The organism is Actinophytocola sp., from assembly GCF_036002505.1.
GTDB lineage: Bacteria > Actinomycetota > Actinomycetes > Mycobacteriales > Pseudonocardiaceae > DASYTH01.
This window is the reverse complement of record NZ_DASYTH010000400.1, coordinates 13,384-37,949: the sequence shown is the minus strand read 5'-3', so window position 1 is coordinate 37,949 and position 24,566 is coordinate 13,384. Positions and strand designations below refer to the sequence as shown.

At 69.7% G+C, this 24,566-nt stretch carries 28 protein-coding genes and 1 pseudogene; 12 read left to right on the top strand and 17 right to left on the bottom strand.

Annotated features, from left to right (window positions below):
- Positions 1 to 46: 46 nt before the first annotated feature.
- On the bottom strand, positions 47 to 661 hold the full coding sequence (locus tag VGR06_RS34925) for a class I SAM-dependent methyltransferase (RefSeq protein ID WP_327563469.1): 615 nt from the start codon (positions 659 to 661) through the stop codon (positions 47 to 49).
- 47 nt (positions 662 to 708) lie between these two features.
- Between VGR06_RS34925 and VGR06_RS34920 the strand changes: the two genes are divergently transcribed.
- A complete protein-coding gene (locus VGR06_RS34920) occupies positions 709 to 1,134 on the top strand; it encodes a MerR family transcriptional regulator (protein ID WP_327563468.1) in 426 nt (141 codons plus the stop codon).
- 1 nt (position 1,135) lies between these two features.
- Here the strand turns inward: VGR06_RS34920 and VGR06_RS34915 are convergent, their stop codons facing one another.
- From VGR06_RS34915 to VGR06_RS34895, 5 genes are read right to left on the bottom strand one after another with little or no spacing between them, the layout of a single operon-like run.
- Complete coding sequence (locus VGR06_RS34915; RefSeq protein WP_327563467.1) at positions 1,136 to 1,333, bottom strand: antitoxin; 198 nt, start codon at positions 1,331 to 1,333, stop codon at positions 1,136 to 1,138.
- A gap of 20 nt (positions 1,334 to 1,353) precedes the next feature.
- On the bottom strand, positions 1,354 to 1,740 hold the full coding sequence (locus VGR06_RS34910; RefSeq protein ID WP_327563466.1) for a YkvA family protein: 387 nt from the start codon (positions 1,738 to 1,740) through the stop codon (positions 1,354 to 1,356).
- A gap of 3 nt (positions 1,741 to 1,743) precedes the next feature.
- Positions 1,744 to 2,583, bottom strand: coding sequence for an alpha/beta hydrolase (locus VGR06_RS34905; protein ID WP_327563465.1), 840 nt, complete (start codon positions 2,581 to 2,583; stop codon positions 1,744 to 1,746).
- Positions 2,580 to 3,596: an NAD(P)H-dependent glycerol-3-phosphate dehydrogenase gene (locus tag VGR06_RS34900; protein WP_327563464.1), complete on the bottom strand. Its 1,017-nt coding sequence runs from the start codon at positions 3,594 to 3,596 to the stop codon at positions 2,580 to 2,582. The genes VGR06_RS34905 and VGR06_RS34900 overlap by 4 nt, the downstream gene beginning before the upstream one ends.
- Positions 3,596 to 3,829: a ferredoxin gene (locus VGR06_RS34895; protein WP_327563463.1), complete on the bottom strand. Its 234-nt coding sequence runs from the start codon at positions 3,827 to 3,829 to the stop codon at positions 3,596 to 3,598. Before VGR06_RS34895 ends, VGR06_RS34900 begins: the two co-directional genes overlap by 1 nt.
- Positions 3,830 to 3,859: 30 nt before the next feature.
- On the opposite strand from VGR06_RS34895, the gene VGR06_RS34890 reads away from it, so the two are divergent.
- On the top strand, positions 3,860 to 4,438 hold the full coding sequence (locus VGR06_RS34890) for a thioredoxin family protein (RefSeq protein ID WP_327563462.1): 579 nt from the start codon (positions 3,860 to 3,862) through the stop codon (positions 4,436 to 4,438).
- Between the two features lie 440 nt (positions 4,439 to 4,878).
- Here VGR06_RS34890 and VGR06_RS34885 read toward each other — a convergent pair whose 3' ends face one another.
- Both VGR06_RS34885 and VGR06_RS34880 read right to left on the bottom strand, forming a co-directional pair.
- Positions 4,879 to 5,457 carry a hypothetical protein gene (locus VGR06_RS34885; RefSeq protein ID WP_327563461.1) on the bottom strand — a complete coding sequence of 193 codons (579 nt, stop codon included), beginning with the start codon at positions 5,455 to 5,457 and terminating at the stop codon, positions 4,879 to 4,881.
- 99 nt (positions 5,458 to 5,556) lie between these two features.
- The gene (locus tag VGR06_RS34880; RefSeq protein WP_327563460.1) at positions 5,557 to 6,180 is read right to left on the bottom strand and encodes a hypothetical protein; all 624 of its coding nucleotides are present in this window, start codon (positions 6,178 to 6,180) and stop codon (positions 5,557 to 5,559) included.
- A 158-nt stretch (positions 6,181 to 6,338) separates the two neighbouring features.
- Between VGR06_RS34880 and VGR06_RS34875 the strand changes: the two are divergent.
- Positions 6,339 to 6,835 (top strand): annotated as a pseudogene (locus VGR06_RS34875) (hypothetical protein); the annotation flags it as partial.
- 333 nt (positions 6,836 to 7,168) lie between these two features.
- Positions 7,169 to 7,453, top strand: a complete 285-nt coding sequence (locus VGR06_RS34870; protein ID WP_327563459.1) for a hypothetical protein — start codon at positions 7,169 to 7,171, stop codon at positions 7,451 to 7,453.
- A 100-nt stretch (positions 7,454 to 7,553) separates the two neighbouring features.
- Here VGR06_RS34870 and VGR06_RS34865 read toward each other — a convergent pair whose 3' ends face one another.
- Positions 7,554 to 9,092, bottom strand: coding sequence for a SpoIIE family protein phosphatase (locus VGR06_RS34865; protein ID WP_327563458.1), 1,539 nt, complete (start codon positions 9,090 to 9,092; stop codon positions 7,554 to 7,556).
- Between the two features lie 24 nt (positions 9,093 to 9,116).
- Positions 9,117 to 10,856 carry a PP2C family protein-serine/threonine phosphatase gene (locus VGR06_RS34860; RefSeq protein ID WP_327563457.1) on the bottom strand — a complete coding sequence of 580 codons (1,740 nt, stop codon included), beginning with the start codon at positions 10,854 to 10,856 and terminating at the stop codon, positions 9,117 to 9,119.
- A 174-nt stretch (positions 10,857 to 11,030) separates the two neighbouring features.
- Here VGR06_RS34860 and VGR06_RS34855 point away from each other — a divergent pair, with 174 nt between their 5' ends.
- Both VGR06_RS34855 and VGR06_RS34850 read left to right on the top strand, forming a co-directional pair.
- Complete coding sequence (locus tag VGR06_RS34855; RefSeq protein WP_327563456.1) at positions 11,031 to 11,414, top strand: STAS domain-containing protein; 384 nt, start codon at positions 11,031 to 11,033, stop codon at positions 11,412 to 11,414.
- Between the two features lie 133 nt (positions 11,415 to 11,547).
- Positions 11,548 to 11,856 carry a DUF3040 domain-containing protein gene (locus VGR06_RS34850; RefSeq protein ID WP_327563455.1) on the top strand — a complete coding sequence of 103 codons (309 nt, stop codon included), beginning with the start codon at positions 11,548 to 11,550 and terminating at the stop codon, positions 11,854 to 11,856.
- 31 nt (positions 11,857 to 11,887) lie between these two features.
- Here the strand turns inward: VGR06_RS34850 and VGR06_RS34845 are convergent, their stop codons facing one another.
- On the bottom strand, positions 11,888 to 14,866 hold the full coding sequence (locus tag VGR06_RS34845; protein WP_327563470.1) for a glycine--tRNA ligase: 2,979 nt from the start codon (positions 14,864 to 14,866) through the stop codon (positions 11,888 to 11,890).
- A 49-nt stretch (positions 14,867 to 14,915) separates the two neighbouring features.
- Positions 14,916 to 15,215, bottom strand: coding sequence for a divalent-cation tolerance protein CutA (gene cutA / locus VGR06_RS34840; RefSeq protein ID WP_327563454.1), 300 nt, complete (start codon positions 15,213 to 15,215; stop codon positions 14,916 to 14,918).
- Positions 15,216 to 15,352: 137 nt separating this feature from the next.
- Between cutA and VGR06_RS34835 the strand changes: the two genes are divergently transcribed.
- Both VGR06_RS34835 and VGR06_RS34830 read left to right on the top strand, forming a co-directional pair.
- Complete coding sequence (locus tag VGR06_RS34835) at positions 15,353 to 15,787, top strand: ATP-binding protein (RefSeq protein WP_414637395.1); 435 nt, start codon at positions 15,353 to 15,355, stop codon at positions 15,785 to 15,787.
- Positions 15,784 to 16,617, top strand: coding sequence for a SigB/SigF/SigG family RNA polymerase sigma factor (locus VGR06_RS34830; protein WP_327563452.1), 834 nt, complete (start codon positions 15,784 to 15,786; stop codon positions 16,615 to 16,617). The genes VGR06_RS34835 and VGR06_RS34830 overlap by 4 nt, the downstream gene beginning before the upstream one ends.
- A gap of 61 nt (positions 16,618 to 16,678) precedes the next feature.
- On the opposite strand, the gene VGR06_RS34825 is transcribed toward VGR06_RS34830, so the two are convergent.
- On the bottom strand, positions 16,679 to 16,969 hold the full coding sequence (locus tag VGR06_RS34825; protein ID WP_327563451.1) for a WhiB family transcriptional regulator: 291 nt from the start codon (positions 16,967 to 16,969) through the stop codon (positions 16,679 to 16,681).
- A gap of 119 nt (positions 16,970 to 17,088) precedes the next feature.
- Here VGR06_RS34825 and VGR06_RS34820 point away from each other — a divergent pair, with 119 nt between their 5' ends.
- From VGR06_RS34820 to VGR06_RS34805, 4 genes are all read left to right on the top strand, one after another.
- Positions 17,089 to 18,057, top strand: a complete 969-nt coding sequence (locus VGR06_RS34820) for a Ku protein (RefSeq protein ID WP_327563450.1) — start codon at positions 17,089 to 17,091, stop codon at positions 18,055 to 18,057.
- A gap of 9 nt (positions 18,058 to 18,066) precedes the next feature.
- Positions 18,067 to 18,243: a hypothetical protein gene (locus VGR06_RS34815; protein ID WP_327563449.1), complete on the top strand. Its 177-nt coding sequence runs from the start codon at positions 18,067 to 18,069 to the stop codon at positions 18,241 to 18,243.
- Positions 18,244 to 18,310: 67 nt separating this feature from the next.
- The gene (locus VGR06_RS34810; protein WP_327563448.1) at positions 18,311 to 19,534 is read left to right on the top strand and encodes a hypothetical protein; all 1,224 of its coding nucleotides are present in this window, start codon (positions 18,311 to 18,313) and stop codon (positions 19,532 to 19,534) included.
- Positions 19,535 to 19,705: 171 nt separating this feature from the next.
- A complete protein-coding gene (locus VGR06_RS34805) occupies positions 19,706 to 19,918 on the top strand; it encodes a DUF397 domain-containing protein (protein ID WP_327563447.1) in 213 nt (70 codons plus the stop codon).
- Here VGR06_RS34805 and VGR06_RS34800 read toward each other — a convergent pair.
- The 4 genes from VGR06_RS34800 to gcvT all read right to left on the bottom strand — a co-directional run bounded on the left by VGR06_RS34800 (position 19,912) and on the right by gcvT (position 24,546).
- A complete protein-coding gene (locus VGR06_RS34800) occupies positions 19,912 to 20,952 on the bottom strand; it encodes a hypothetical protein (protein ID WP_327563446.1) in 1,041 nt (346 codons plus the stop codon). The genes VGR06_RS34805 and VGR06_RS34800 overlap by 7 nt on opposite strands.
- A gap of 87 nt (positions 20,953 to 21,039) precedes the next feature.
- On the bottom strand, positions 21,040 to 21,906 hold the full coding sequence (locus VGR06_RS34795; protein WP_327563445.1) for a helix-turn-helix transcriptional regulator: 867 nt from the start codon (positions 21,904 to 21,906) through the stop codon (positions 21,040 to 21,042).
- A gap of 150 nt (positions 21,907 to 22,056) precedes the next feature.
- Positions 22,057 to 23,442, bottom strand: coding sequence for an L-serine ammonia-lyase (locus VGR06_RS34790; RefSeq protein WP_327563444.1), 1,386 nt, complete (start codon positions 23,440 to 23,442; stop codon positions 22,057 to 22,059).
- 9 nt (positions 23,443 to 23,451) lie between these two features.
- A complete protein-coding gene (gcvT, locus tag VGR06_RS34785; protein WP_327563443.1) occupies positions 23,452 to 24,546 on the bottom strand; it encodes a glycine cleavage system aminomethyltransferase GcvT in 1,095 nt (364 codons plus the stop codon).
- Positions 24,547 to 24,566: the final 20 nt, after the last annotated feature.

The following is a 24,566-nucleotide window of genomic DNA, read 5'->3' as shown; positions in this document are numbered from 1 at the left end:
CCAGCGAGAGAAAGGCCCCCTTCATCGCACTCCCACCTCGTGCCGCTTAACGGACGGCGAGGAACGCGGTCTGCATGGTCAGCTCGTGCCGGGTGGCCGAGGTGAACAGGTCCGTGAGACCGTCCTGGATGCGGGCGAGCTTGTCGTCCGGAAGGCGAAAGTTCCGGACGATGCGGTTCGGGTCGGTGCCGCCGTGCCAGGAGATCAACACAGTCCCTTGTGGACGGACGACCCGGTGCAGCTCGCGCAGGCCGGCCTCCAGGTCGGGCCAGAGGGCCACGTTCCGCACCGACACCACATGGTCGAAGTGCCCGTCCGGGTAGCCGGTCTCGGCCGCCGTGCCGGTCCGGAGCTCCAACCGGCCGGCCGCCATCCCAGCCCGGTTGTGCCGGCGCGCCGCGGCGACCATGTCGGTGGACGGGTCCACCCCGCACACCAGGGCGACCTCGGTGCGGGCCAGCAGGCGACGGATCAGGCCGCCGGGGCCGAAGCCGACTTCGAGCACGCGGCTGCCCGGCCGCGGGTCGAGCAGCCGCACCACGTCGGACTGCTTTCCGTCGTTCCACAGCATGAAGCGACCGGCGAGCCGGCCGCGGAAACCCTGCGGCAGGGCGAACGCCGAGTTCACCGGGCGATCCACCGCCCACGATGTCAGTTCCATGGCCTCCACACTGGCGCTTCAAGCCGACTTGAAGTCAACTGGACGGCATGGATCTCGTGCCCATCGGTGAGGCCGCCCGGCTGCTCGGGGTGAACACGTCGGCGCTGCGCTACTACGAGGAACGCGGACTGGTCCGTCCCCGGCGCGTCGGCGGTCAGCGGATGTTCGGCCGGGACGACCTGCGCCGGCTCGCCTTCGTCCAGGTCGTCCACCGGCTGGGGTTGGACCTGAACACCGCGGCGGCCGTGCTCGACACGCCGAGCGAGCGGTGGCGCGAGGTGGTCCGCGACCAGATCACCAGGCTCGACGAGCTGATCAGGCAGGCTCGGGCGGCGCAACAGTTTCTCACCCACGCGGCGAACTGCCCGGCCGAGCACCCGGTCGGCCAGTGCCCGACCATGACGTCCGGATTGGACCGATGGCTGGCCGGCGTGCCGTTCGAGCAGCTGTCCGCCGAGCATGGCGTCCAGTGAGTCAGGAACTGGTGGCCGAGCGCACCTTCTTGACCGCACCCTTGATCTTGCCGTGGTACTTGCCCTTGGTGCGTTTGTCCAGGAACTCGCCGGCCTTCTCGGCCCACCTGTTCACCTTGTCCGGATGATTCTTGACGTACGTCCGGGCCGCCGTCGCGGCGCCGGCGACGACGGTCAACTTGCGCAGCATGCGCGCCATAACCTTCCTCCTTGCTCGGGTCACCGCCCCAGCAGCCTCTTGAGTAGATCGGGATTACCCGGCCAGGCCTCCAGCAAAACGTCGCGCGGGACGCTCCGGGCGGCGTAGCGCAGCATGAGCGCGACCACGATGATGTCGTCCAGGGGCCCGATGACCGGCAGGAACTCCGGGATCAGATCGATCGGCGAGAGCACCCACACCGCCGCGAACGCCACCGCGATCTTGGCCCGGCGCGGCACCCGCGGGTCCCGCCGCAGCCGCCGCGCCGCCGTGACACAGTCCGGCAGGAACGCCGCGAGATCCCGGGCGAGACCGGGAGGTAAGCGGCGCGCCAGCACGACCAGCACCAGCCACGAGGCGATGATCACCCCGGCGGCGATCACGAGTGCGGTGAGCCAGCCCGGCACCGGCTACCCGTGCTCCTTGAGCCAGCGCACGATCTCGTCGAGCACGGTCGCCTGCTCCGGTTCGTTGTGCAGCTCGTGGTACCAGCCGTCGTAGAGCTTCAACGTCACGTCGGCCGAGCCCGCCCGCTCCGCGATCAGCTTCGAGCCGGCCGGGAACGTGAGCCGGTCCTCGGTGCCGTGCAGCACCAGCAGTGGCAGGGTCAGCGTGCCGAGCTTCGCCCGCACCGAGGCGATCGCGGCGAGCATCTCGCCGGCCGTGCGGGCCCGGGTCTTTCCCCGGTAGTTCAACGGATCCGTGTCGTAGTCCCGAACCACCTCGGGGTCATGGCTGAGCGTGCTGCCGTCCAGCCGCACCGTGCCGGCGTTCGGCGCCACCGCGGAGAGCACCCGGGCGCCCAGCCGTTCCGCCGCCGAGTTGACGCCGATGTCCAGCGCGGACGAGGTGAGCACCATTCCGCGCAGCTCCGCCGGCCGCGGCCCGGTGGCGTAGACCAGCGCGACCAGGCCGCCCATGCTGTGTCCATAGAGGAACATCGGCACACCCGGGTGGCGCTGGGCCACGCTCCGGATCATGGTCTCCAGGTCGGTGACCACAGTGGACATCCGGTGCAGGTTTCCCTTGACCCCGTCGGACTTTCCATGCCCGCGATGATCGGCGGCGTAGGTGGCATAGCCGTCCTCGGCCAGCCGCGCGGCGACGTGGGCGTACCGCCCGCCGTGCTCGGCCAGCCCGTGCACGAGCACCACCGCACCGGTCAGGTCACCGCCGGGAACCCAGCCCTGCCAGGAGATCTGGCCGCCCGCCGCACCCGCGAACCGGCCCTCCACCCGCTCAGCACTCACCAGGCCTCCCCGTGCAGCTCGTGCCCGGGGGCCTTGCGCAGCAACCCGCGGTACGCCTCGAACGCCGGCTGGCCGTGGTTGACCACCGCGTCCACCTCGTGCGCGATCGGCATGTCCACGCCGTGCTCAGCGGCCAGCTTCATCACCACGCCGCAGGTCTTCACGCCCTCCGCCACCTGGTTCATCTCCGCGACGATCTGTTCGAGGCTCTTGCCCCGGGCCAGCTCGTAGCCGACGTGCCGGTTGCGGGACAGCGGGCTGGTGCACGTGGCGATCAGGTCACCCATGCCGGCCAGGCCCGCGAACGTGTCGGCGTCACCGCCCATCGCCACCCCGAGCCGGGCCAGCTCGCGCAGCGACCGGGTGATCACCATGGCCCGGGTGTTGTGCCCGGCCTCCAGCCCGTCGCCGAACCCGACCGCGATCGCGAACACGTTCTTCAGCGCCCCGGCCAGCTCCACACCCGTCACGTCGGTGCCGGTGTAGACCCGGAACAGCTTGGTGCGGAACAGATCCTGCAGCATCTCGGCCGAGCGCAGGTCCGGCATCGCGATGGTGGCCGCGGCCGCGTAACCGGCCAGCACCTCCTTGGCGATGTTCGGCCCGGCCAGCACGCCCGCCGGATGCCCGGGCATCACCTCGGCCACGATCTGCGTCATCCGCCGGCGGGTGCCCTGCTCCAGGCCCTTCACCAGGCTCACCACCGGGATCCACGGCCGCACGTGCTCCACCGTCTCGGCCAGCACCGAGCGGAACGACTGCGACGGCACGGCCATCACCAGCACGTCGGCCGCGCTCACCGCCTCCGCGAGGTCGGCCGTCGCCCGCAGTGCCGGCGTCAGCGCGAGGTCGCCGAGATAGCGTGCGTTCCGGTGCTCCTCGGTGATCTCCCGCGCCACCTCGGCATCCCGGGCCCACAGCGTGGTTTCGGTGTTCTGCGCGGCCAGCGAGGCGACGGTGGTCCCCCACGATCCGCCACCCAGCACCGCGACCGAAGGCGGCCGCCTGGCCATCAGTACTCCGGCGCGATCAGCCGGCCGTCGCTCACGGCGGTCACCCGGATCGCTTCGACCGGGCAGTTCTCCGCCGCCTCGATCACGTCGTCGTCCGGCTCGACCTCGTCCTCCAGCGGCTCCGAGTACCCACCCCGCAACTCAAAGTGCCGCGCCGCCAGCGTCACGCACATCCCGGTCGTCTGGCAGACGTTCTTGTCGACACTGATCCGCCACCGTTCCTCGGTCACCATGTCCCTTTCTCCAGCCGGTACCGTCGACCCATGGTCGCCGTTGAATCCACCATGCTTCCCCTGGGCACCCCAGCGCCACCGTTCACCCTGCCCGACCCGTCCGGCAAACTCTGGTCCCTCGACGACGCCGCCGGCGAGCGCGCCACCCTGGTCGCCTTCGTCTGCAACCACTGCCCGTACGTCCGGCACATCGCCCGCCAACTCGGCGTCACCACCGCCCGCTGGCGGGCCGACGGCGTCGGCGTGATCGGCATCAACTCCAACGACATCACCTCCCATCCGGACGACCGTCCCGAGCTCATGGCCACCCAAGCCGCCGAGTGGAACTGGACCTTCCCATACGTCTTCGACGAAGACCAGTCCACCGCCCACGCCTACCGCGCCGCCTGCACCCCCGACTTCTACCTGTTCGACGCCGACCGCCGCCTCACCTACCGCGGCCGCTTCGACTCCGCCCGCCCCAGCACCACCGCCCCCGTCACCGGCGAAGAACTCGACGCCGCCGTCCAAGCCGTGCTGAAGGGCGACCCGGTCAACCCCGACCAGTGGCCCAGCATCGGCTGCAACATCAAATGGAAGCCCGGCAACGCCCCCGCCTGGTTCGGGTAGCCGATCAGGAGCGGGACTGCCCTACTCCACCACCTGCCATGCCGCGTCAAGAAGACCAACTCAAGGCCCTGCCACCTTCCCGGCTCGGCCAATCCGCCACCCCGAGCATGGCCAGCATGGATCTGTTCGGGCTGCGGGCCGCGGCTGCCCAGGAGTTCGTCGAGTCGGAGCCCGCCCGGATCAACCCAGAGGCGCAGGCGGTGTTCCGGGCCGAGGGCTCGTTCGGCGACCGGGCTGCAACCCGCAGCTGCTTACGACTTCGCCCGGATGCCCCCGAACCACACCGTGATCATCCAGCCGGAGGCCGGGCACGGCCCGTGGATCGACGACCCGGTGCGGTTTGCCGCGGCTGGTCGCCGGGTTCCTGGGCCCGAGGACAAGCCGACCACGTGGACGGCGGCGCGAACTGCGCGCATGCGCCCAGTGTCCGCCCGGTAATTTCAGATTGGCCATATAGGCGGCCCGTCCTTGGAGTACTCCACCTTGATCTTTCTCCACTTGGAGCGCAAAAATCGCACGAACCAGACCTCAGCCAACACCACGATGACGAGGCCGATCGCTAGCCCGATCACGTACGGAGTTCGATTACTTGACGAACTCGCAATCCGGATAAATATCCCAAAGCCAATAAAGCTGCTCGCCCACCCTGTCCCCAGAAGCAAGAGAACAACAGACGCATATGGATAAGACATGTGGATGGAATTTCCAATCAGGGCCGACTCCCAGACCATTGCATGCTCTTGCCCCACCGTCTTGCTGATTTTCTTCTCCAGATCAGAAATCCACTTGCCCGCACGCTGCGACCGATTGTACTCACCTAGCCAGATCATGAGCCCGGTCTTGGCGATCTGCGGAACGAACGCCACAGCCACTATGCCGGTGATAATATCCGGATTTCGCTGATTCACGAGCGCGGCCAAGATAATCGCCACCGCCCCGAACGTGAAATTTGCGATCGTTACGCGATTGTTAATCGAGCCGAGACTCTCTGTGCGAAGCGAATTGTATTCGGCCAGCATTGCTTGAACGACAAGCGACTTGTCCCTGTCAGCCTCTGGCCCGACCGGACCCAGATTCTCAGTAGAGAGCCGCGGCCGGCTCGAACGCGCCACGTCGCTTCACCCCAAGAACTCACCTAGAGCATCCCGGAGACCCAACCCATCGTGCATCGAGTAGCGGAGCGTGACGAAGCCGGCCTGCGAAGCCCGATCGATGTTGTGCAACCTGTCGTCAACAATCAATGTTCGGGCAGGATCTATGGCGGCGGCGGCGACCTCAAAGAGGTTACGACCGTTCGATGATTTGGCAACGCCACACTCGAACGAAGGAAAGTCAAGGGACGCGTCACGCCTGTCGCTCAACCCTAGAAACCCTAGTTGTTTGCGGTACCAGAACGCAGTGTTATCTGTAATGAACCCCCACGGGATGGACCGTTCATCGAGTTCTACCAGCGCATATTTGGCCGAACTGTTGACTTCCAGATTTTTCAATTCAACGCTACGAACCAGGCCGGCGGGGATAGCGCACCCGACCGACCGAGCGAATTCATTCCAGTACTCGCCCTCATCATGAACCGAAAGCGAATATTTGGGCCAAAGCGTTTTCCCGGTGGCCTCGGCCGCAGCGCGCTCAATCCCCAGGAGATCGGCAAGACCCCGTCCAGGTGTGAGAACGATCGACTGCCAAGGATCAGAGGTGAGTACACCGCCGATGTCCAAGAGCACGATGTCGACAACGGGCACTTGTCCTCCTGGCATAACATAGCGGCAAACGCCAGTCTAACGATCATTCGTCGTCATGTCTTTAGTCCGGACCAAGTGCTGCGGCCAACGTGGGTCCCGAGTGTGACAGGCGGGCTTCCCTGTGACGGCCGTCACAGGGAAGCTATGAGCGCTGTGTGCACGGCGGGTCCCCGATCGACGGGGTGACCGGGCCGGACGAGTACTCCGCGGTGGTGGACAACAACGTCTACACCAACCTCATGGCCGAGCGGCGCGGGGTCACCGCCGAGGAGGTGCGCGCCTGGCAGGAGGCGGCCAAGAAGGTGGTCATCCCCCACGACGACGTGCTCGACGGGCACCCGCAGTCGGAGCGGTTCACCGAGCACGCCGAGTGGAACTTCGCGGCCACGCCGCCGGAGCGCTACCCGCTGCTGCTGCACCACCCGTACCCTCACCGACCTGCAGGACCTGCACCACAACGTGCACAACGGCCTGCACATCGCGTCGCTGGCCGGATCCTGGATCGCCGCGGTGGCCGGGGTTCGGCGGCATGCGCGACCACGACGGCACGCTCACGTTCGCCCCGGTGACGCGTGACATCCCGCCGGCACCCGAACGGCCCGCCCCCAGCCAACCACCCGGGCGGGCACCTACTCGCCGGGAAAGTAACCACTAGAACGGACAACGGCGCGGTCTAAAACGGCCCCCAGGTCACACAATCGAGTGAATTCGTTGTTCGGGACATATACGCGGTTGGGCTTACCGAAATAGGTTCGTCGCGCTGTAACGCCGGGCCGCTCATCGTGCCCGGCCGCCCGCTCGCCGTTCCGCCGCCTGTCCCGTCATGATCATCTAACGAAGATGGTTGTGCCGCAACAAAGGCGCGGCCCCCCGCTGGCACGGGGAGCCGCGTCGGGATGTTCGTACCGGTCGTTTGCACGTGCAGAAGGGAACGAACGACGTGACGTTACAACCAACGCGTCCCGAACCGCCAGACAATGACAACGACTTGGCGAGTCTCGACGAGTTGCTCGACGCCGGCGACCTCGACCGCCGGGGCGCGCGGCACCGCGCCCACGGCCACGAGGAATGGCTTCGGCAGGCCGAATGCCTGGTCGGCGGCTGGGCCCCCACGCTCCGCACGGCCATGCTGCTGGCCCTCGTGCTCGCCGCCGGCCTCACCGGAGTCCTCGCCACAGTCCCGCCTCTCCGGAATTTAGCTGCTGTCGTTGCGTTCCAGCTAATGGTGCGGTTGTCAGGTGGATTGTGGCTGGGTGCCGTCACGGTCCCCTGAGGTGCGGTTGGTCGGGGGGGAGGCTGTGTCAATCCTTCGGCGAACCACCTGGTGGCTAGCCCGGGCCGACGGCCGTCCCCACCCGCCCGTGAGGCGGCCGTCAGCCGAGCTGCGGGGCGACCTCGACCAGACGGTCGAGGCCGCTGACCGCAAGCACATCCCGCGCCGGGTTGGAGTCCGCGACGACCAGGCGGATCGAACGCCGGGCGGAGAGCACGTTGCCGGCATGCTCGTAGAGGGTGCGCAGGCCGGCGCTGGCCAGCAGGGTCACCTCGTCGAGCACCACGACGAGCGGCAGGATGCCGCGCCGCGTGGCGTCGAGCAGGCCGGCGTGCAGGCGGTCGACGCAGCTCGAGTCGATGGCGCCGGCCAGGGACACGACCACCCGCTCCGGCTCGACCTTCACGTCCATCCGGAAGTCCGTGCGCTCCGGCCGGCGCGGCCGCGCGCGGGTCATGCCGTCCAGCGACACCGGCCGGTGCAGCGCCTTGACGATGCGCACCGTCGTGCCCTCCTCGGACGTGCGCAGCATCAGGTCGTCGCTGAACTCCCGCATCATCACCAGGCCGCGGCCGCGGAACCCCGGGTCGACCCGCGGCGGCTTCCACCGCCCGTTGTCGGTGACCACCACGTTCACCGAGCCCGCACCGTCGAGCTCGGCGTCCACCCGCACCTCCCCCGGCGGCCCGGTGAACGCGTGCTCGATCGAGTTGGTCACCGCCTCCACCAGGCTCAGCTCCAGCGCCACCAGGTCGTCCTCGGCGGGCTGAAAACCGCGCAGCCATGCGGAGAAAACGCCGCGCACCGGCCCGAGGCAGGTCGCCACGGCGGTCTCGGTCATGGTCATCGGCTGCGGCCGCCCGGTCAGCATCGTCACGGCCACCACGCTGACGTCGTCGTGCCGCGAACCCGGACCGGCGAGCTCCCGGGTCACCGCCGCGCAGATCTCCCCGGGCCGCCCGCGCTCCCCGGTGGTGCCGCGGCGCACCACGGCGCCGGCGCACAGAGCGAGCTCGGCCAGCCCCTGCCCGAACGTCCGGCCCGGCCGCTCGACCACCCCGTCGGAGTACAGCACCAGCGTCTCGCCCGGCGCCAGCCCCGCGCCACCGAGCGTGTACCGGTTGCGCGCCAAGGCAAGCGGCGGTCCGGTCGCCTCGGTGCGGAACGTGGTGGAGCCGTCCACGCCGACCACCAGCGGCGGCGGGTGGCCCCGCACGGCGTAGCGCACGGCACCGCTGCGCCGGTCCAGCACGGCCAGGCACATCGCGCAGCCCCGCGCCCCGGACAGCCCCGCGGCGCACCCGTCCAGCGCCGTGATCACCTCGTCCAGCCCGCTCCCCTGGCGCAGCCACTCGGCCGCGACCGCGCGCAACTGGCCCATCACGGCGACCGCCGCGGGCCCGTGCCCGACCGCGTCGCCGACCACCAGGCCGACCCGGTCGCCGGGCATCGGCACCACGTCGAACCAGTCCCCGCCGAGGGACGAGGGCGAGTCCGCCGGCGCGTACTCGGCGGCGATGCTCACCTCGGGCAGCACCGGCAGGCCATCCGGAAGCATGGCCCGCTGCAGCTCGAGCATCACCTCGCGCTCGGCGATCACCCGCCGCTCGTCGAGATCCGCCGGGGTGCCGTCATCCACCAGCCAACCGCCTCCGTCCCGCCGTCAGGTCCGCTGCATGACGAGCAGGGTCGCGTCGTCCCGGCCGGTCTCGCCGAGCTCCATGGCGCCGAGCGCCCGGTCACAGATCTCCTCGGCCGAGGAGAACTCGCCGCGCAGCGCCGCGCGCAGCCGGGCCGGCCCGCTCTCCAGCGTTTCGCCGCGTCCCTCCACCACACCATCGGTGTACAGCACGAGGGCCGACCGCGGCGGCATGCGCAACCGCCGGGTGAAGAACGCGGTTCCGTCGGGCACCAGCCGGGACGCGCCGCCGAGCGGCACGCCGGTGCCGGCGTGGACGAACCGCGGCTGCTCCCCCGGCACCAGCAGCAGCGGGCTCAGGTGCCCGGCGTTGGCCACGTGCAGCAGGCCGGTGCGCACCTGGAACACCGCGTACAGGCAGGTGGCGAACCGGGCCTCGCCGCCGGTCAGCAGGAACGAGTCGAGCGCCTCGAGCACCGCGGCCGGTGACCGGTCAGGCACCGCGTAGCTGCGCAGGGCCGTGCGCAGCTGGCCCATCCGGGCGACCGCCTGCACCCCGTGCCCGACCACGTCGCCGATCATCAACCCGAGCCGGCCCGCGGCCAGCGAGACCGTGTCGTACCAGTCCCCGCCGACGCGTGCGCCCCGGGAACCCGGCAGGTAGCGGGCGGCCAGCCGGACCTCGGGAACCTCGGGCAACGCCCTGGGGAGCAGCGAGCGCTGCAGGCCGAGCGCGATCCGCTGCTCGGCGGCATGCATGGCGGCGTTGTCGAAGGCGAGCGCGGCTCGCCTGGCTAATTCCTCGAGGTAGTACAGGTCTCCGATCTCGCCGACCCGCTGTTCCGCGCGGCCGAAGGTGATCGCGCCGACGACCCGCCCGCGGGCCGGCATCGGCACGGTGACCGCGAGCCGGCCGACGCCGCGGTCCCAGCCGTCCGGCCAGCCGTCCTGCTCGATCGGCTGGGTGACCGTGCGCAACCCGCTCAGGCAGTCGTCCACCCCGAGCAGCGCCCGCACCCGCTCGCCCCGCTCCCCGAAAACCCTGGCCAGAACACCATTGTGACCCTCCGCAGCGGCCCGCACGTTGACCTGCGTGTCCCCGTCCGGACGCACCAGCCAGACCGCGCACCACAACCCGTGGCCGGGCAGCACGAGGTCGGTGACCGCGCGGCGGATCTCCTCGGTGTCCAGGCTCGTGGTCAGCGCGTGGCCGGCGTCGGCGACCTCGCGCAGCTCGGCGAGCGCCGCGGCCCGGTCGCGTTCGGCCACCCGCGCCCGGGTGGCGGTGAGGGCGCACCCGAGCTGCGCGGCCATCAACTGCAGCACCGCGCGGAAGTCGCCGTCCACCGCCCACTGCGGGCCGATGCCGGTCACCAGCGCGCCCTCCAGCGTCTCGGCGCCGGGCCCGCCGAACGGCACCACCAGGGCGCGCTCGCCGGTCCCCGGATCCGGCACCAGCACGGTCCTGGCCAGGCTCGCCACCTCGCCGAGCGGCCACGAGCCGCCAATCGGACCGGCCAGCTCGACCACGGCCGGCGCGCCGAACCGGGCGGGCGGCTCACCACCCCACCGGCCGGCCAGCCGGGCCACGGCGGTGTCCGGGTCGAACAGGTAGATCAGGCCGAACGGCAGGTCCGCGGCAACCCGGCGGAACGCGGCCACGGCACGGGCGCAGAGCGTCTCGACCGTGCTGGACAGCGCCAGTTCCCCCAGCATGCGCACCACGTCGAGCAGATGGCGAAGCCCGCCGTCCTGGTGTGGCAAGGGCCCACCATCCTCCCGGACCGCGCCGAACGCACACGTCACCAAGGGTGTACCCAGCTGCGCGCGGACCAAACCACCCGGATCGGCCACCCTCAGGTTTGTTCGCGGCGCGGTCGCCTCTAGGGTTGACACCGAACATCGGCGACTCGCGATCACCTGGCTTCGGGAGGCAGTGTGCAGACACCGAACCCCCCAACCGGCCCGACCGGCCAGCAGATCGGCGTCGTCGTCGACCGGGTGGCGGACGGCGTCGTGACTCTGCACGTGACCGGGGAGATCGACCTGCTCACCGCGAACGTGCTCGGCGAGCGGCTCCGCGAGAACCTGGAGCCGGCGAGCCGGGCGCTGGTCCTCAACCTCACCGAGGTCACCTTCCTCGGCAGCGCGGGCCTCGCCGAGATCGTCTCGGCGTCCCAGACCGGCGCCGACCGCGGCGCCAAGCTGCTCCTGGTGGCCACCAACCGCGCGGTGCTGCGGCCGTTGGAGGTCACCGGCCTGCTCTCCCTGTTCACGGTCTACGACACGGTCGACGCCGCCCTCGCCGACACCGGCGAGTGATCACTCCGCCCTAGCGTCCTTTGTGGACCGTCTACCTCAGCTCTACCTCGGCGCGAGCGCATGGGGATAGGTTGAGGCGGTGACCAGTAGGTCCACCCGGTGAAGCCGCGGCTGGCGCAGGAGGGCGGGTGTCATGCTGAGCCAGTATGACCGACAGCAACTGGAACTGATCTCCCTCCGGTTGCAGAGCGACGATCCGGAGCTGGCCAAGGCCCTCCGGGACGGCAAACCCCGCCCACTCCCGGTCCACCGCCGCTGGCCGTACGTCCTCCTCGGCGTCCTGGCCGCCCTCGTGGTCGTCGCCGGAGTCCTGACCGCCGGCGTCGGCCTCCTCTTCGCCGGCACCCTCGCGCTGGCCGCCGTCGTGTACTGGTACCGCCTGCAGGCCCGCCGCTCCCCCCGGGTGCGCTCGACCCGCCGCCGCTTCCCTCGCCGGGGCTGACATGCCCTGAAGGCCACCTTCAGGGCATTCCTCAGGGCAGGGCCGCCCAGTCGACGACCGGCGCCGCCAGATCCCGGATGGCGGCGAGCAGCCCGAGCCGGGCCTGCCGCAGGTCCGGATCCTCGGCCATCACCAGGATCTCGTCGAAGAACGCGGTGACCGGACTGGCAATCGGCGCGGCCGCGGCGACGAACTCAGCGAAGGACGGCTGCCCGTCGCCCAACCGCCCGCGCACCGCCCGCAATGCTCCGTGCAGCGCGGCCTCCGCCGGCTCGGAGAGCCGCTCCGGGTCGTAGCTGGCCGGAGTGCCGGCCGGAACGATCCGCCGAACCCGCTGCAGCGCCGTGACCAGGGCCGCGAACTCGGCGTCCCGGGCCCGCCGCTCCAGCTCCGCCAGCGTTTCGTCGGCGGTGACCGGGGAGGCGGCGAGCGGCAGGACCGCGGCCACCAGCCGGTGGCCGTGCCCGGCGTCGAGCAACTGCTGCTCGTAGCGGCGCAGCACGAACTCGGCCGCCTCGGCGAGCGTCTCGGCGGGCACCTCGATCTCCTGCGCCCGCACCCGTTCCGCGGCCGCCTCGAGCCCGCCGGGCACGGTCACCGCGCGCAGGTCCGGAAACGCCCGCAGGATCGCCACCACCCCGCCCGCGGCCCGGCGCAGGCCGAACGGGTCGGAGCTGCCGGTGGGCGCCGCGCCCACGGCGAACAGCGCGACGAGCAGGTCGAACCGGTCGGCCAGGGCCAGCAGCGCACCGGGCACCGCGCCGGGCAGGGCGTCGCCGGCCGAGCGGGGCCGTTCCATGTCCAGCAGCGCGTCCGCCACCGCGGCCGGCTCGCCGGCCCGCAGCGCGTACTCCCGGGCCATGATCCCGGCGAGGCTGGTCAGCTCGATCACCATCTGCGAGGCCAGGTCGAACTTGGCAAGCTCGGCGGCCCTGGCCAGGATGGCTCTGTCCGAAGTGGACACCCGGGCCGCGGCACCGAGATCCACGGCCAGCGCGCCGGTGCGGCGGGCCCGGTCGGCCATCGAGCCGAGCCGGTCGGCGAAGGCCAGCCGGGAGAGCCCGGCGCGCATCGCCTCCGGCGCCACCTTCAGGTCGGCCCGCCAGAAGAAGCTGGCGTCCTCGTACCGGGCGCGCAGCACCGCCGCGTAGCCGGCCCGGACCAGGTCGTGGTCGCACTCCCCGTTCGCCACCGCGACGAAGTGCGGCAGCAGCTCGCCCGCCGCCGAGCGCACCGGCAGGTACCGCTGGTGCTTGCGCATCACCGTGGTCAGGATCTCCTGCGGCAGCTCGAGATACCGCGGGTCGAACCCGCCGAGCACGGCCACCGGCTGCTCGACCAGGTTGGTGATCTCCGCCAGCAGCGCCGACTCCCCGGCCACGTCCACCGTGCCGCCGACCGTCCCGGCCAGCGCCCGCGCCGCCGTCGTGATCATCTCCAGCCGGCGCTCCGCGTCGGCGATGATTCCGTTGCGCGCCAGCAGATCCAGGTACCCGGCCGCGGACGGCACGGTCAGCGTGGGCGGCTCGGCCGTGCGGTGCACCCGGGTGGTTCGCCCAGCCTCCACTGTGGACACCGAGACCGGCACGACCGTGTCGCCGAGGAGCGCCACCAGCCACCGGATCGGGCGGGCGAAGGAGAGCCGCGGGTCGTTCCACCGCATGTTCCGCTCCGCCCGCAGCTCGGTCACCACCTCGGCGAGCACCCCGCTGAGCACCTCGGCGGCACCCCGGCCGGCGTCGGTCACCGTGACCCCGACGTACTCCACGCCGTCGATCTCCAAGCGCAGCAAGGCTTCCACCGGCACGCCCTGCCCGCGGGCGAACCCGGTCGCCGCCCTGGTCGGCTTCCCGGACGGGTCGAACGCGGCCACGGCCCGGGGACCGCGCACGGTGCGCTCCGCGTCCGGCTCGACATGGTCCACAGTGGACACCAGGGCGACGATCCGGCGCGGCGTGGCGTGCACGGTGATCTCCCCGTGCGCCAACCGGGTCGCGGCCAGCTTTTCCGCCAGCGCAGCGGAAACCGCGTCCGCGGTCCGGCTCACCTCAGCCGCCGGCAGTTCCTCCGTGCCGATCTCGAACAGCAGCGGGCGTGCCTCGCCGACCACCGGGAACGCGGTGGGCACCGGAGCCGGGGCCGGCGGGTCCGCGATACCCAGCGGGTTGCCCAGCTCCTCCCGGCGCTCCGCCCACAGCTGCGCCACCTCCCGGGCCAGCCCGCGCATCCGGGCGAACGCCCGGGCCCGCTCGGTCGTGCTCACCGCGCCGCGCGCGTCCAGCACGTTGAACGTGTGCGAGCACTTCAGCACGTAAGTGTGCGCGGGCACCGGCAGCCGGGCGTCCAGCAGCCGGCGCGCCTCGGCGGCGTAGTCGTCGAACAGCCGGCGCTGCGTGTCGACGTCGGCGTCGTCCAGGAAGTAACGGCTCAGCTCGTACTCGGCCTGGCCGAACACCTCGCCGTAGGAGATGCCCGGCGCGTAGGCGATGTCCTTGAAGTGGCTCACCTTCTGCAGCGCCATGATGATCCGCTCGACGCCGTAGGTGAGCTCCACCGAGACCGGGTCCAGGGTCAACCCGCCGGCCTGCTGGAAGTAGGTGAACTGGGTGATCTCCAGGCCGTCCAGCCACACCTCCCAGCCCAGGCCCCAGGAGCCGGTCGCCGGGTTGGCCCAGTTGTCCTCCACGAACCGGATGTCGTGGGCGCGCACGTCGATCCCGAGCGCCGCCAGGCTGCCGAGGTAGATCTCCTGCGGATCCCCGGGATCCGGCTTGAGCACGACCTGGAACTGGGTGTGGGTCTGCAACCGGTTCGGGTTCTCGCCGTAGCGGGAGTCGTCCGGGCGCACGCTCGGCTCGACGTAGGCGACCCGCCACGGCTCCGGGCCGAGCACGCGCAGGATCGTCGCCGGGTTGAGCGTGCCGGCACCCACCTCGGTGTTGAACGGCTGCGCCAGCATGGCGCCGCGCTCGGTCCAGTACCGGGTCAGCGCCAGGAGGGCGTCCTGCATGGTCAGCACCGGTCCACCCTATTCGGCTCATCCCGGTGCGACCGGTGACTCAGGCCTGGGGCGCGTGAATGTCGGTGTCCAGGTCGTTCACCACGACCTCGGGCACCTCGACCCCGTGGTTGGCCCGGATGTGCTCCACCACCGCGTCGACCTTCGCGGGACTGGTCTCGATCTCCACCCGCCACTCGGTCTCGGTGTGCACCTCGCCGTGCCAGCGGAACACGCTGGTGATCGGCCCCTCGATCTGCGCGCACGCGGCCAGCTCGGCGCCGATGACCTCGGCGCACATGCTGTCCGCGAGCTGCTTGCTGTCCGTGGTGAACGTGACCACGACGTGTTCGCTGGACATGCCTTGTGATAGTAACGGCGATCACACGGCCCTGCGGGCATCCCGGTGCTTCTTCGTCCGTTTTGGTCCTGCCACACTGGGTAAACGCCATAGGTGTACTGGCGAACCAACGTCCACCGAGGATCACCGAGGTGAGTGTGAGCGAGTTCCTGGCTGGCGCTGAAGCCGAGACGGGATCACCGGACGCCATCGAGCTGCGACTCGCGGCTCGACTGGAGCATCTGCCGATCATCCGCTCGGTGGCTGCGAACCTGGCCATCAGGGCCGACTTCGATCTCGACTCCATCGCCGACCTCAAGCTCGCCGTGGATGAGGCATGCTCGACGCTGATCACCCGGGCGGCCAAGGACGCGCTGCTGAGCTGTCGCTTCCTGCTGCACCCCAACGAGATCCGGTTCTCCGCGGCGGTGCTGTCCCCCAGCGACGAGGAACCCAGCCGGGACTCGTTCGGCTGGCGGGTGCTCACCACGCTCACGGACAGCGCCGAGTCCTGGGTGGATGGTGCGTCCGCCGACGGCCGTGGCTGCTGGGTGCACATCGAGCTCAGCAAACGGAAGATCGCAAGCGGGTGACCGGCGCAGGGAGTTCTCGGACATCAAGCTCGTGGCGTGGGGACTCCTCGGACAACGAGTACCAGCATCTGGCACCGCTGTTCGTCACCCTCGCCGCCACGACCGACGGCGACCCGCGCCGCACGGAGCTGCGGGACGCGCTGGTGACCGGGCACCTCCCGCTGGCCGAGCACATCGCCACCCGGTTCAGCCATCGCGGCGTGCCGCGCGAGGACCTGGTGCAGGTCGCCACGGTCGGCCTGATCAACGCGGTGGACCGGTTCGAACCCGACCGGGGCTCGGACTTCCTGTCCTTCGCCGTGCCCACGATCATGGGGGAGGTCCGCCGGCACTTTCGCGACGCCAGCTGGTCGATGCGGGTGCCGCGCCGGCTCAAGGAGCTGAACCTGGCCATCAGCACGGCCAGCGGGGAGCTGGCCCAGCAGCTCGGCCGGGCGCCGACGCCGAGCGAGATCGCCGGGAAGCTCGGGCTGTCGCTGGAGGACGTCTTCGAGGGTCTGGAGGCCGGCAACGCCTACCACTCGGTGTCGCTGGACGAGGCGCTGGCCGCCGACTCCGACTCCGACCCGCTGGCCGACACGCTGGGCGAGGAGGACGCCGCGCTCGAGGGCGTGGAGAACCACGAGTCCCTGCGGCCCATGATCGAGGAGCTGCCCGAGCGCGAACGCCAGATCCTCATGCTGCGGTTCTTCATGAACATGACCCAGACCCAGATCGCCGAGCGCGTCGGCATCTCCCAGATGCACGTGTCGCGGTTGCTGGCGAGAACGCTGGAGCGGCTGCGTGAGGGCTTGCTGGCCGAGCCGCCGGCCCCGGAGGAGGACACGTAGATGCCCTGAAGGACGCCTTCGGGGCGGTGAGCGTCTCGAAGGCGTCCTTCAGGGCATTCGGCTAAGCGCTGAGTTTTCTGCGGCGGGCGAAGGCGGCGCGGCGCTCGCCCTCGTCGAGTCCCCCCCAAATGCCGTAGGGCTCCATGACGGTGAGCGCATGGTGCCGGCACTGCACGATGACCGGGCAGTTCAGGCACACTTCCTTGGCCCGGCGTACCCGCTCGGCCCTGGCCAGCCCACGCTCCGCCTCGGGGTGGAAGAACATCGCACTGTCCTTACCCCGGCACAAGCCAAGGCGTTGCCAGTCCCACGTGTCGGCCACGGGGCCCGGCAGGCGGGTCATGTCAACCATGTTCGGGTGGTACCCGCCGGTCGAACCAGGTAAACACCCTTCCGAGGTGGTCGGACGGGGTTACGGTGAGTCAAGATGATCCCCGGCACGCGGGAACCGGACTCGGGAGGGCGGTAGGCGTGGCACGACCGATTTGGAGCGGCGCGATCAACTTCGGGTTGGTGACCGTGCCCGTGGAGTTGTACAGCGCGACCGAGGACCACACCATCAGCTTCCGGCAGTTCCAGCGGGACACCTCGGACCGCATCCGGTACAAGCGGGTGAACGAGCGCACCGGCGAGGAGGTGCCGTTCTCCGACATCGTCAAGGGTGCGGACATCGGCGGCGGCGACTACGTGATCGTCGAACCGGACGAGCTGGACGCGATCGCGCCGGGCCGCTCCCGCACCATCGACATCAACGCGTTCGTCGACCTCGACGAGATCGACCCGGTCCACTACCAGAAGACCTACTGGCTGGCGCCCGCCAAGGAGGAGTACAGCCGCGCCTACAGCCTCCTGCTCCAGGCCATGGCCAAGACCAACCGCGCCGGCGTGGCCACGTTCGTCATGCGCGGCAAGGAATACCTCACCGCGGTGCGCCCCGGGGACAACCTGCTGATCCTCACCACCCTGCTCTTCCCCGAAGACCTGCGTGACCCCGCCAAGGAGCTCAAGGCCCTCCCGGAGATCACCCCGGCCCGCGGCAAGGAGCTGGACATGGCCGTCACCCTGATCGACTCGATGACCGAGGGCTGGCAGCCGGACAACTACCACGACACCTACACCCAGCGCGTGGAGAAGCTCATCGAGGACAAGGCCGCCGGCCGCGAGATCATCAGCGAAGAGGAGCCCGCCCAGCCCACCAAGGTGGTCGACCTGTTCGACGCCCTGAGCCGCAGCGTCGAAGGCCGCAAGAAGCGCCGGGAGTCGGCTTCGTCGGAGGATCGCCGGAGCGCCTCCGCCGATGACGGCCCGGACCTGGGTAGCCTGAGCCGCGCCGAACTGGACAAGATGGCCCGCGACCTCGACATCAAGGGCCGCTCCAAGATGAGCCGCGACGAGCTGGCCGAGGCGGTGGCAGCGGCGAAGAGCGCGGGCGCGGCCTAGGAGGGACCGATGACCGAAACCTGCGCCGGCACCCTCGTCGTCCACGCCACCCCGGACAGCGAGTGCACTGAACCCCACTGCCCCGAGTGCCAGGAGCTCAGCCACTCCCTCGTCATCCCCTGCGCCGACGTGGACGGCGACTGCCCGCTGTGCGCCGCCGAGCTGTCCGAAAACGCCGCCGCCTGACGGGCCAACAGCGGGACAGATACCGGACAACGAGTTGGCCTAGCAACCAGAGCGCGATCCTGGGTCCGTGGTCGACCACAACCCGCGTGTGCGCACCGGCGCCTTCCTCCCGGGGCACGTCTACGAGAACGTCTACCTCATCGTCGCCGACGCGTCGGGGTACTCGACCGTCGTCCGGCACAACCCCCGCGACCAGGCCGCCCGCGCCTTCGACCTGCTCCGCGAACGGATCGTCGCCCGCGCCGGCACCGTGTCCGCCCAGTTCCGCTGCGCCCGCACCCAACTCTGGTCGTGGCGGGGCGACGGCGGCATCCTCGCGATCCACGACGAGGACGAGAGCGTCACCCGCGACGTCGCCCTCACCACCGTCCGCGACGTTCTCCGCCTGGACCTCGACCACGTCCGCGCCGAGTCGCGCCGCATGGGCCTCGACGGCGAGATCCGGCTGCGGATCGCCGTCCACAAATCGACGATCCGCTACTCCGGCGACGCCCAGATCCACTCACCCGACCTCAACTTCGCCGCCCACCTCGAGGAGACGACCCCACCCGACTGCGTCGCGATCTCCGAAGACGTCCACCGCGCCGCCGGCCGCCACGCGCACACCTACACGTTCGTCGGCACCTACGAGAACCGCGACATCCACCTCATGGCCCCCAGCGGCGAACCCACCGACGCCCGCCGGGCCTGGCTCGCCACCACCGGCCTCACCCCGTGCCAACCGGTGTTCGCCCACCCCCAACGCCCCAGCCAGCAGGAGAAGGCCCGCCTGGTCGGCGTCGCCCGCACCGACATCGTGGACCTCGGCACCGCCCTCCGCACCTCCGCCCGCTACCTGGTCACCACCGAACGCCCCGCCCACTACCGCGACGCCGTCCTCGACTTCCTATCCCGCGGCGGCACCTACCGCTGCGTCCTCCTCGACCCCTCCTGTCCGGCCACCGCCACACTCTCCGAATACCGCCAAGAAGACCTCGCCACGAAAATCCGCAACTCCATAACCGAACTCGCCCAGTTCAAACAACGCCACGGCCCCATCACCGACAACCTCCACGTCCACCAGTCCCGCGCCTTCCCCGGCTTCGCGGCCACCGCCATAGACCTCGACTCCCCCGACCCCCTCATCCTCTACATGCCCTACCTCATGGCCACCAAATCCCTCAACATCCACACCGAACACGCCGACTCCCCGCACTATTTGGCAACCACCACCTCAGGTTTACTGTTGACTCGCCTGGCCGACCTGATCAAATCAACGATCTCACCCGAATCAATTGAAAAGATCCTCTAGAAAGAGTCATTGTCCAATTTGTCACCCCGCAGTTCGTAGCAACCCCTCCCACCAGCGACTTTGCCACCCATGCCACCCCACTGCAAGAGTGCCCGCACCGGACTGGTTGGATAATCCCGTCGAAGACGGGGAGGGGGCCCCTGAAAAGGAAGGGACCCCCAGGGGTTACAATTGACAACACCATCCAACGGAGGAGCAGTTGAACCTGGCGCTATTAATTGGCGTAAAAGCTCGGCAAGCAGTAGTCATAATTCTGATTGCATTGAAGTTGCTTCGACCTTGGACGCGACCCTCGTACGCGATTCAAAGAATCGATCCATTCTAGCTCTATCGTTCCCCTCTCATTCTTGGTTTCATTTTCTTGATTCTGCAAAGAATCACTGAAGGGAGTCAGACACCACTGGGCGAACAATGTGCCCAGGGTCCACCGGAAGGCACTTGGCGAGGAGGGCGCGGACGTAGGCCGCCGCGACGAGAGCAGCGTGCCTGCGCCACGGCTCGGAGCGGTAGCTGTCGCCGTAGTCGCTGATTCCCCGGACGACGAACCAGTCGCGGCCGTTGAGGAAGCTGCTGCTGCCGATGCCGGAGCCCTCCATCTCGAACGCGATGACGCCGTGCCGGACGGCGAGCTCGTCCCGTACAGCGGCGTCGCGAAGCAGCCGGTCGGAGCTGCCGATCGGGCCGTAGTGCACTTTCGGTGAGCCCCTGCGGTGGCCGCTGTAGTTCCTCCGTGGATGCTGCAGCGGCAACCCCGCACCGTCACGCAGTACGTCGGTGTGTTCGGGCGGCCGGTGGTACTGGATGAGCTCCGGACATCGGCGAAGGTCGAGCCACCGCTCCCACGGACGGTGGCCGCTGAGCTCGTCGGTACGCAGCATGTCCGCACAGTGGGTGAGACGCGGTGACGGCAGGGAGAGCAGGCGCCGCGGCTCAACGCCACCATCGACGGCCCGAACGTGATCAAAGTCCACGATCTGAGTGGCCACGACGATGTCGCCCAGCCTGACGTGGCGGTGGGGGCGCTGCGGGTTCGGTACCCCGGCGGCGATCCCGACCATGATCACGATGGTGATGGTGGGGAAGCTGCGGATGAGGTTCGCGCACCCGGCGGCCGCCGCGTTCGTCGCGGTCGCGCCCAGCAGGGTCAAGGCCACATCGTGCCAGTCGCCCTCGTCCCGGCCGGGCAGCGTGCCCAGCACATAGGGGGCCGGGTCGTTCGCCACATAGCTCTGCGTGCTGCCTTCCAGCAACACCCGCATCGCGACGAACTCCTCGGGGATCGCCGTGACGAGGCCGACCGTCGGGCCACCGCTCCCTCCCAGGCCGCCCGGCCTGCGTGGTGCGGGAAGGTGACGATCCGTCGACGCACTGCCGGTGGCGGTGCGGTCATTCCCGTCTCGGTGTTGTCCTCTGGTCATGGCGCGGCGGCCCTTCTGCGTGGCGCCATGCGGCTGCGGAGACTGGCCATGACCGGCGCCCCGGCCGCCGGAGCACCGGTCATCGGCTCACACGGTCGCGCCCAGGCGCATCCTGTCGATCACCGAATCGATGATCTCGTCCGCCTCCCCCTCGGTGCGGCAGGCGGTTTTCTGAAGTTCGCTGAACTTCCTGATGTAGTTGTGGTTTACCTCCGAGTCGTCCACGATCACGTCGCGACGCGGCTCTTCGACGACAGTGATCACGTCGTCATCGGCCGGAAACTCGAAGATCGTGAAAGACGCGCCCTGCATGCCCGCGTACATGCCCGCCGAGAACGGCACGATTCGCAGGCTGATGCGTGGATGTCGGGCCAGTTCCTTGAGCCGGACCAACTGTCGCAGCATCACGTCGGGGCCGCCCACCCGGCGATGGATGACGGCTTCGTCCAGGATGTACAGCAGTTCAGGGCAGTTCGGCCGATCGAGCTTCTCCTGCCGGCGCATGCGGATGTGCAGTCCGAGATCCGGGTGGCGCTCCGGCTCGTAATCGGTAAGGAGTGCGGTCGCGTACTCCTCGGTCTGCAGCAGTCCGGGCACGAGCAGCGTCATGTATCCCCGAATGCGAATCGCCGAGTCCTCGTATCCCAGAAAGTTCAGGAATTGTTGACTGAATACACTGCGATATTCAGCCCACCAGTCCTTGCTCCGCGATCGGGTCGCGGCCACGAGGTCCTCGGCCACGTCAGGGTCACTGATCCCGTAGAAGTGCAGCAATGCCATGACATCCGACGTCGCGACGTTCACCGCGCCGGTCTCGATGCGGATCAGCTTCGACGTGGACCAGCCCAACGCCTCGGCCACCGCTCGCTGCGTGCGGCCGGCAGCTTCCCGGAAGCGGCGGAGCTCCGCACGTAGCCGCCGCTGCCGCACGACAAACGTCTCACGTTGCGCCATCGCGGCTCCCTTGGTCAACGGTGAATGGAGTCGAGTGCTACTAGCACCACGCGATGTGCCCCCATGGTAACTCCGGGCTTGCGAGTAGCACAGAGTCAGTTGCAACGGAGTGCGCAGTACTTAGTCACGATTGGGCAATGGTGATCTTGGTTAGCACTCGATAACGTTGAGGGCTAGGCCGCCGCGGGCGGTTTCTTTGTATTTGGTGTGCATGTCGCGGCCGGTTTCGCGCATGGTTTTGATGACTTTGTCGAGGGTGACGACGTGGGTGCCGTCGCCGCGGAGGGCCATGCGGGAGGCGTTGATGGCTTTGGTGGCGCCGACGGCGTTGCGTTCGATGCAGGGGATCTGGACGAGGCCGCCTACGGGGTCGCAGGTGAGGCCGAGGTGGTGTTCGAGGCCGATCTCGGCGGCGTTCTCGACCTGGTCGACGGTGCCGCCGAGGACTTCGGTGAGGCCGGCGGCGGCCATGGCGCAGGCGGAGCCGACTTCGCCCTGGCAGCCTACTTCGGCGCCGGAGATGGAGGCGGTTTCCTTGAGCACCACGCCGATCGCGGCGGCGGTGAGCAGGAAGGTGATCACGCCTTCGGCAGTGCTGGTCGCCTGGCGCGGGCGCCCGAACCGGGTGTAGTAGTGCAGGACCGCGGGGATGATGCCGGCGGCGCCGTTGGTCGGGGCGGTGACCACGCGGCCGCCGGAGGCGTTCTCCTCGTTGACGGCGAGCGCGTAGAGGTTGACCCAGTCCATCACGTAGAGCGGGTCGGGTGAGCCCTCCTCGGCGACGAGCTTGTCGTGCAGCGCCTTGGCCCGGCGCGGCACCTTGAGGCCGCCGGGCAGCACGCCGTCGTGCTGGCACCCCCTCACGACGCAGTCCTGCATCACTTCCCAGATCTCGAGCAGCCCGGCGCGGACCTCGGCCTCGGTGCGCCAGGCCAGCTCGTTGCGCAGCATGACCCGGCTGATCGGCAGGCCCGACGCCCGGCAGTGCTCGAGCAGCTCGGCGGCGGTGCGGAACGGGTAGGTCACCGGCGTGGTGTCCGCGGTGATCGTCGGGCCCTCCGCGGCGGTCTGGTCGAGGACGAACCCGCCGCCGACCGAGTAGTACGTGCGCTCGGCCAGCACCGCGCCGGCCGCGTCCACGGCGCGGAATAGCATTCCGTTGGGGTGCAACGGAAGCGTCTTGCGGCGGTGCAGCACGAGGTCGTCGTTCTCGCTGAAGTCGATCTCGTGTGTGCCCAGTAACCGGACCCGGCGGGCGGATCGGATCTCGGCCATCCGGGCCGGTACGGCGTCGGTGTCCACCTCTTCAGGGCGCTCGCCGGACAGGCCCAGCAGCACCGCCTTGTCGCTGCCGTGCCCGTGCCCGGTCGCACCGAGCGAGCCGAACAGCTCCACCCGCACCCGCGCGGTGGCGGCCAGCACACCCTCGGCTCGCAGGGATTCGGCGAAGCGGCGCGCCGCCCGCATCGGCCCGACCGTGTGCGAGCTGGACGGCCCGATACCGATGCTGAACAGGTCGAACACACTCAGCGCCATAGGACTCCGTTACCGGGAACGTTTGTAGAACGGGAGCACCACGACCTCGACCGGCGTGGCCGTGCCCCTGATGTCGACGGCGAGCTTGGTGCCCGGCTCGCTCAACGCGGGCGGCACGTAGGCCATGGCGATCGGGTGACCGAGCGTCGGGGAGAGCGCGCCGCTGGTAACCGTGCCGACCTCCTTGCCGTCCTCGCCTACCACAGGGTACCCGTGCCGCGGCGCCCGCCGGCCGGTTCCGGCCAGCCCCACCAGTGTCGCCTCGACCCCCTTGTCCCGCTTCTCCTCCAGTGCCGCCCGGCCCACGAAGTCGGCCGGCTTGTCGAACTTGACCACCCGACCCAGGCCGGCCTCGAACGGGTTGGTGTGCACGTCCAACTCGTTGCCGTACAACGCCATCCCGGCCTCCAGGCGCAGCGTGTCGCGGCAGGCCAGGCCGGCCGGCCGCAGCCCGTGCGGCTCGCCGGCCGCCTGCAGCGCGTCCCACACCTCGACCGCGTGCGGCGCCTCGGCGTACACCTCGAACCCGTCCTCGCCGGTGTACCCGGTCCGGGCCAGCAGCACGTCATGCCCGGCGAGGCGGGTCGGGGTGCTCCCGTAGTACGGCAGCGCGGCCAGGTCCGCCGGGCACACCGCGCCCACGATGTCCACCGCGCGCGGGCCCTGTACCGCGATCAGCGCGCAGGCCAGGGACTTGTCCGCCACCTCGGTGAGGAAGCCGCCCGCCCGGTCGCGCAGTTCGCCGGCCACCAGCGGGGCGTTCGACGCGTTGGCCACCACCAGGTAGTGGTCCTCACCCAGCCGGTACACCACGAGGTCGTCCAGCACACCGCCTTCGGCGTTGCAGATCACCGTGTACCGCGCCCGCCCCACCTTGACCGCGGAGAGATGCCCGGCCAACGCGTAGTCCAGCGCGCGCCCGGCCTCCGGGCCGGTCAGCTCGATCTCCCCCATGTGCGACAGGTCGAAGATCCCGGCGGCCTCCCGCACCGCCCGGTGCTCGGCCAGCTCGCTGCCGTAGCGCAGCGGCATGGTCCATCCGGCGAAGTCGGTGAACGACGCGCCGAGTCGTTGGTGCACCTCGTGCAAGGGAGAGGACGTCATGCCGGCCACAGTAGGACATC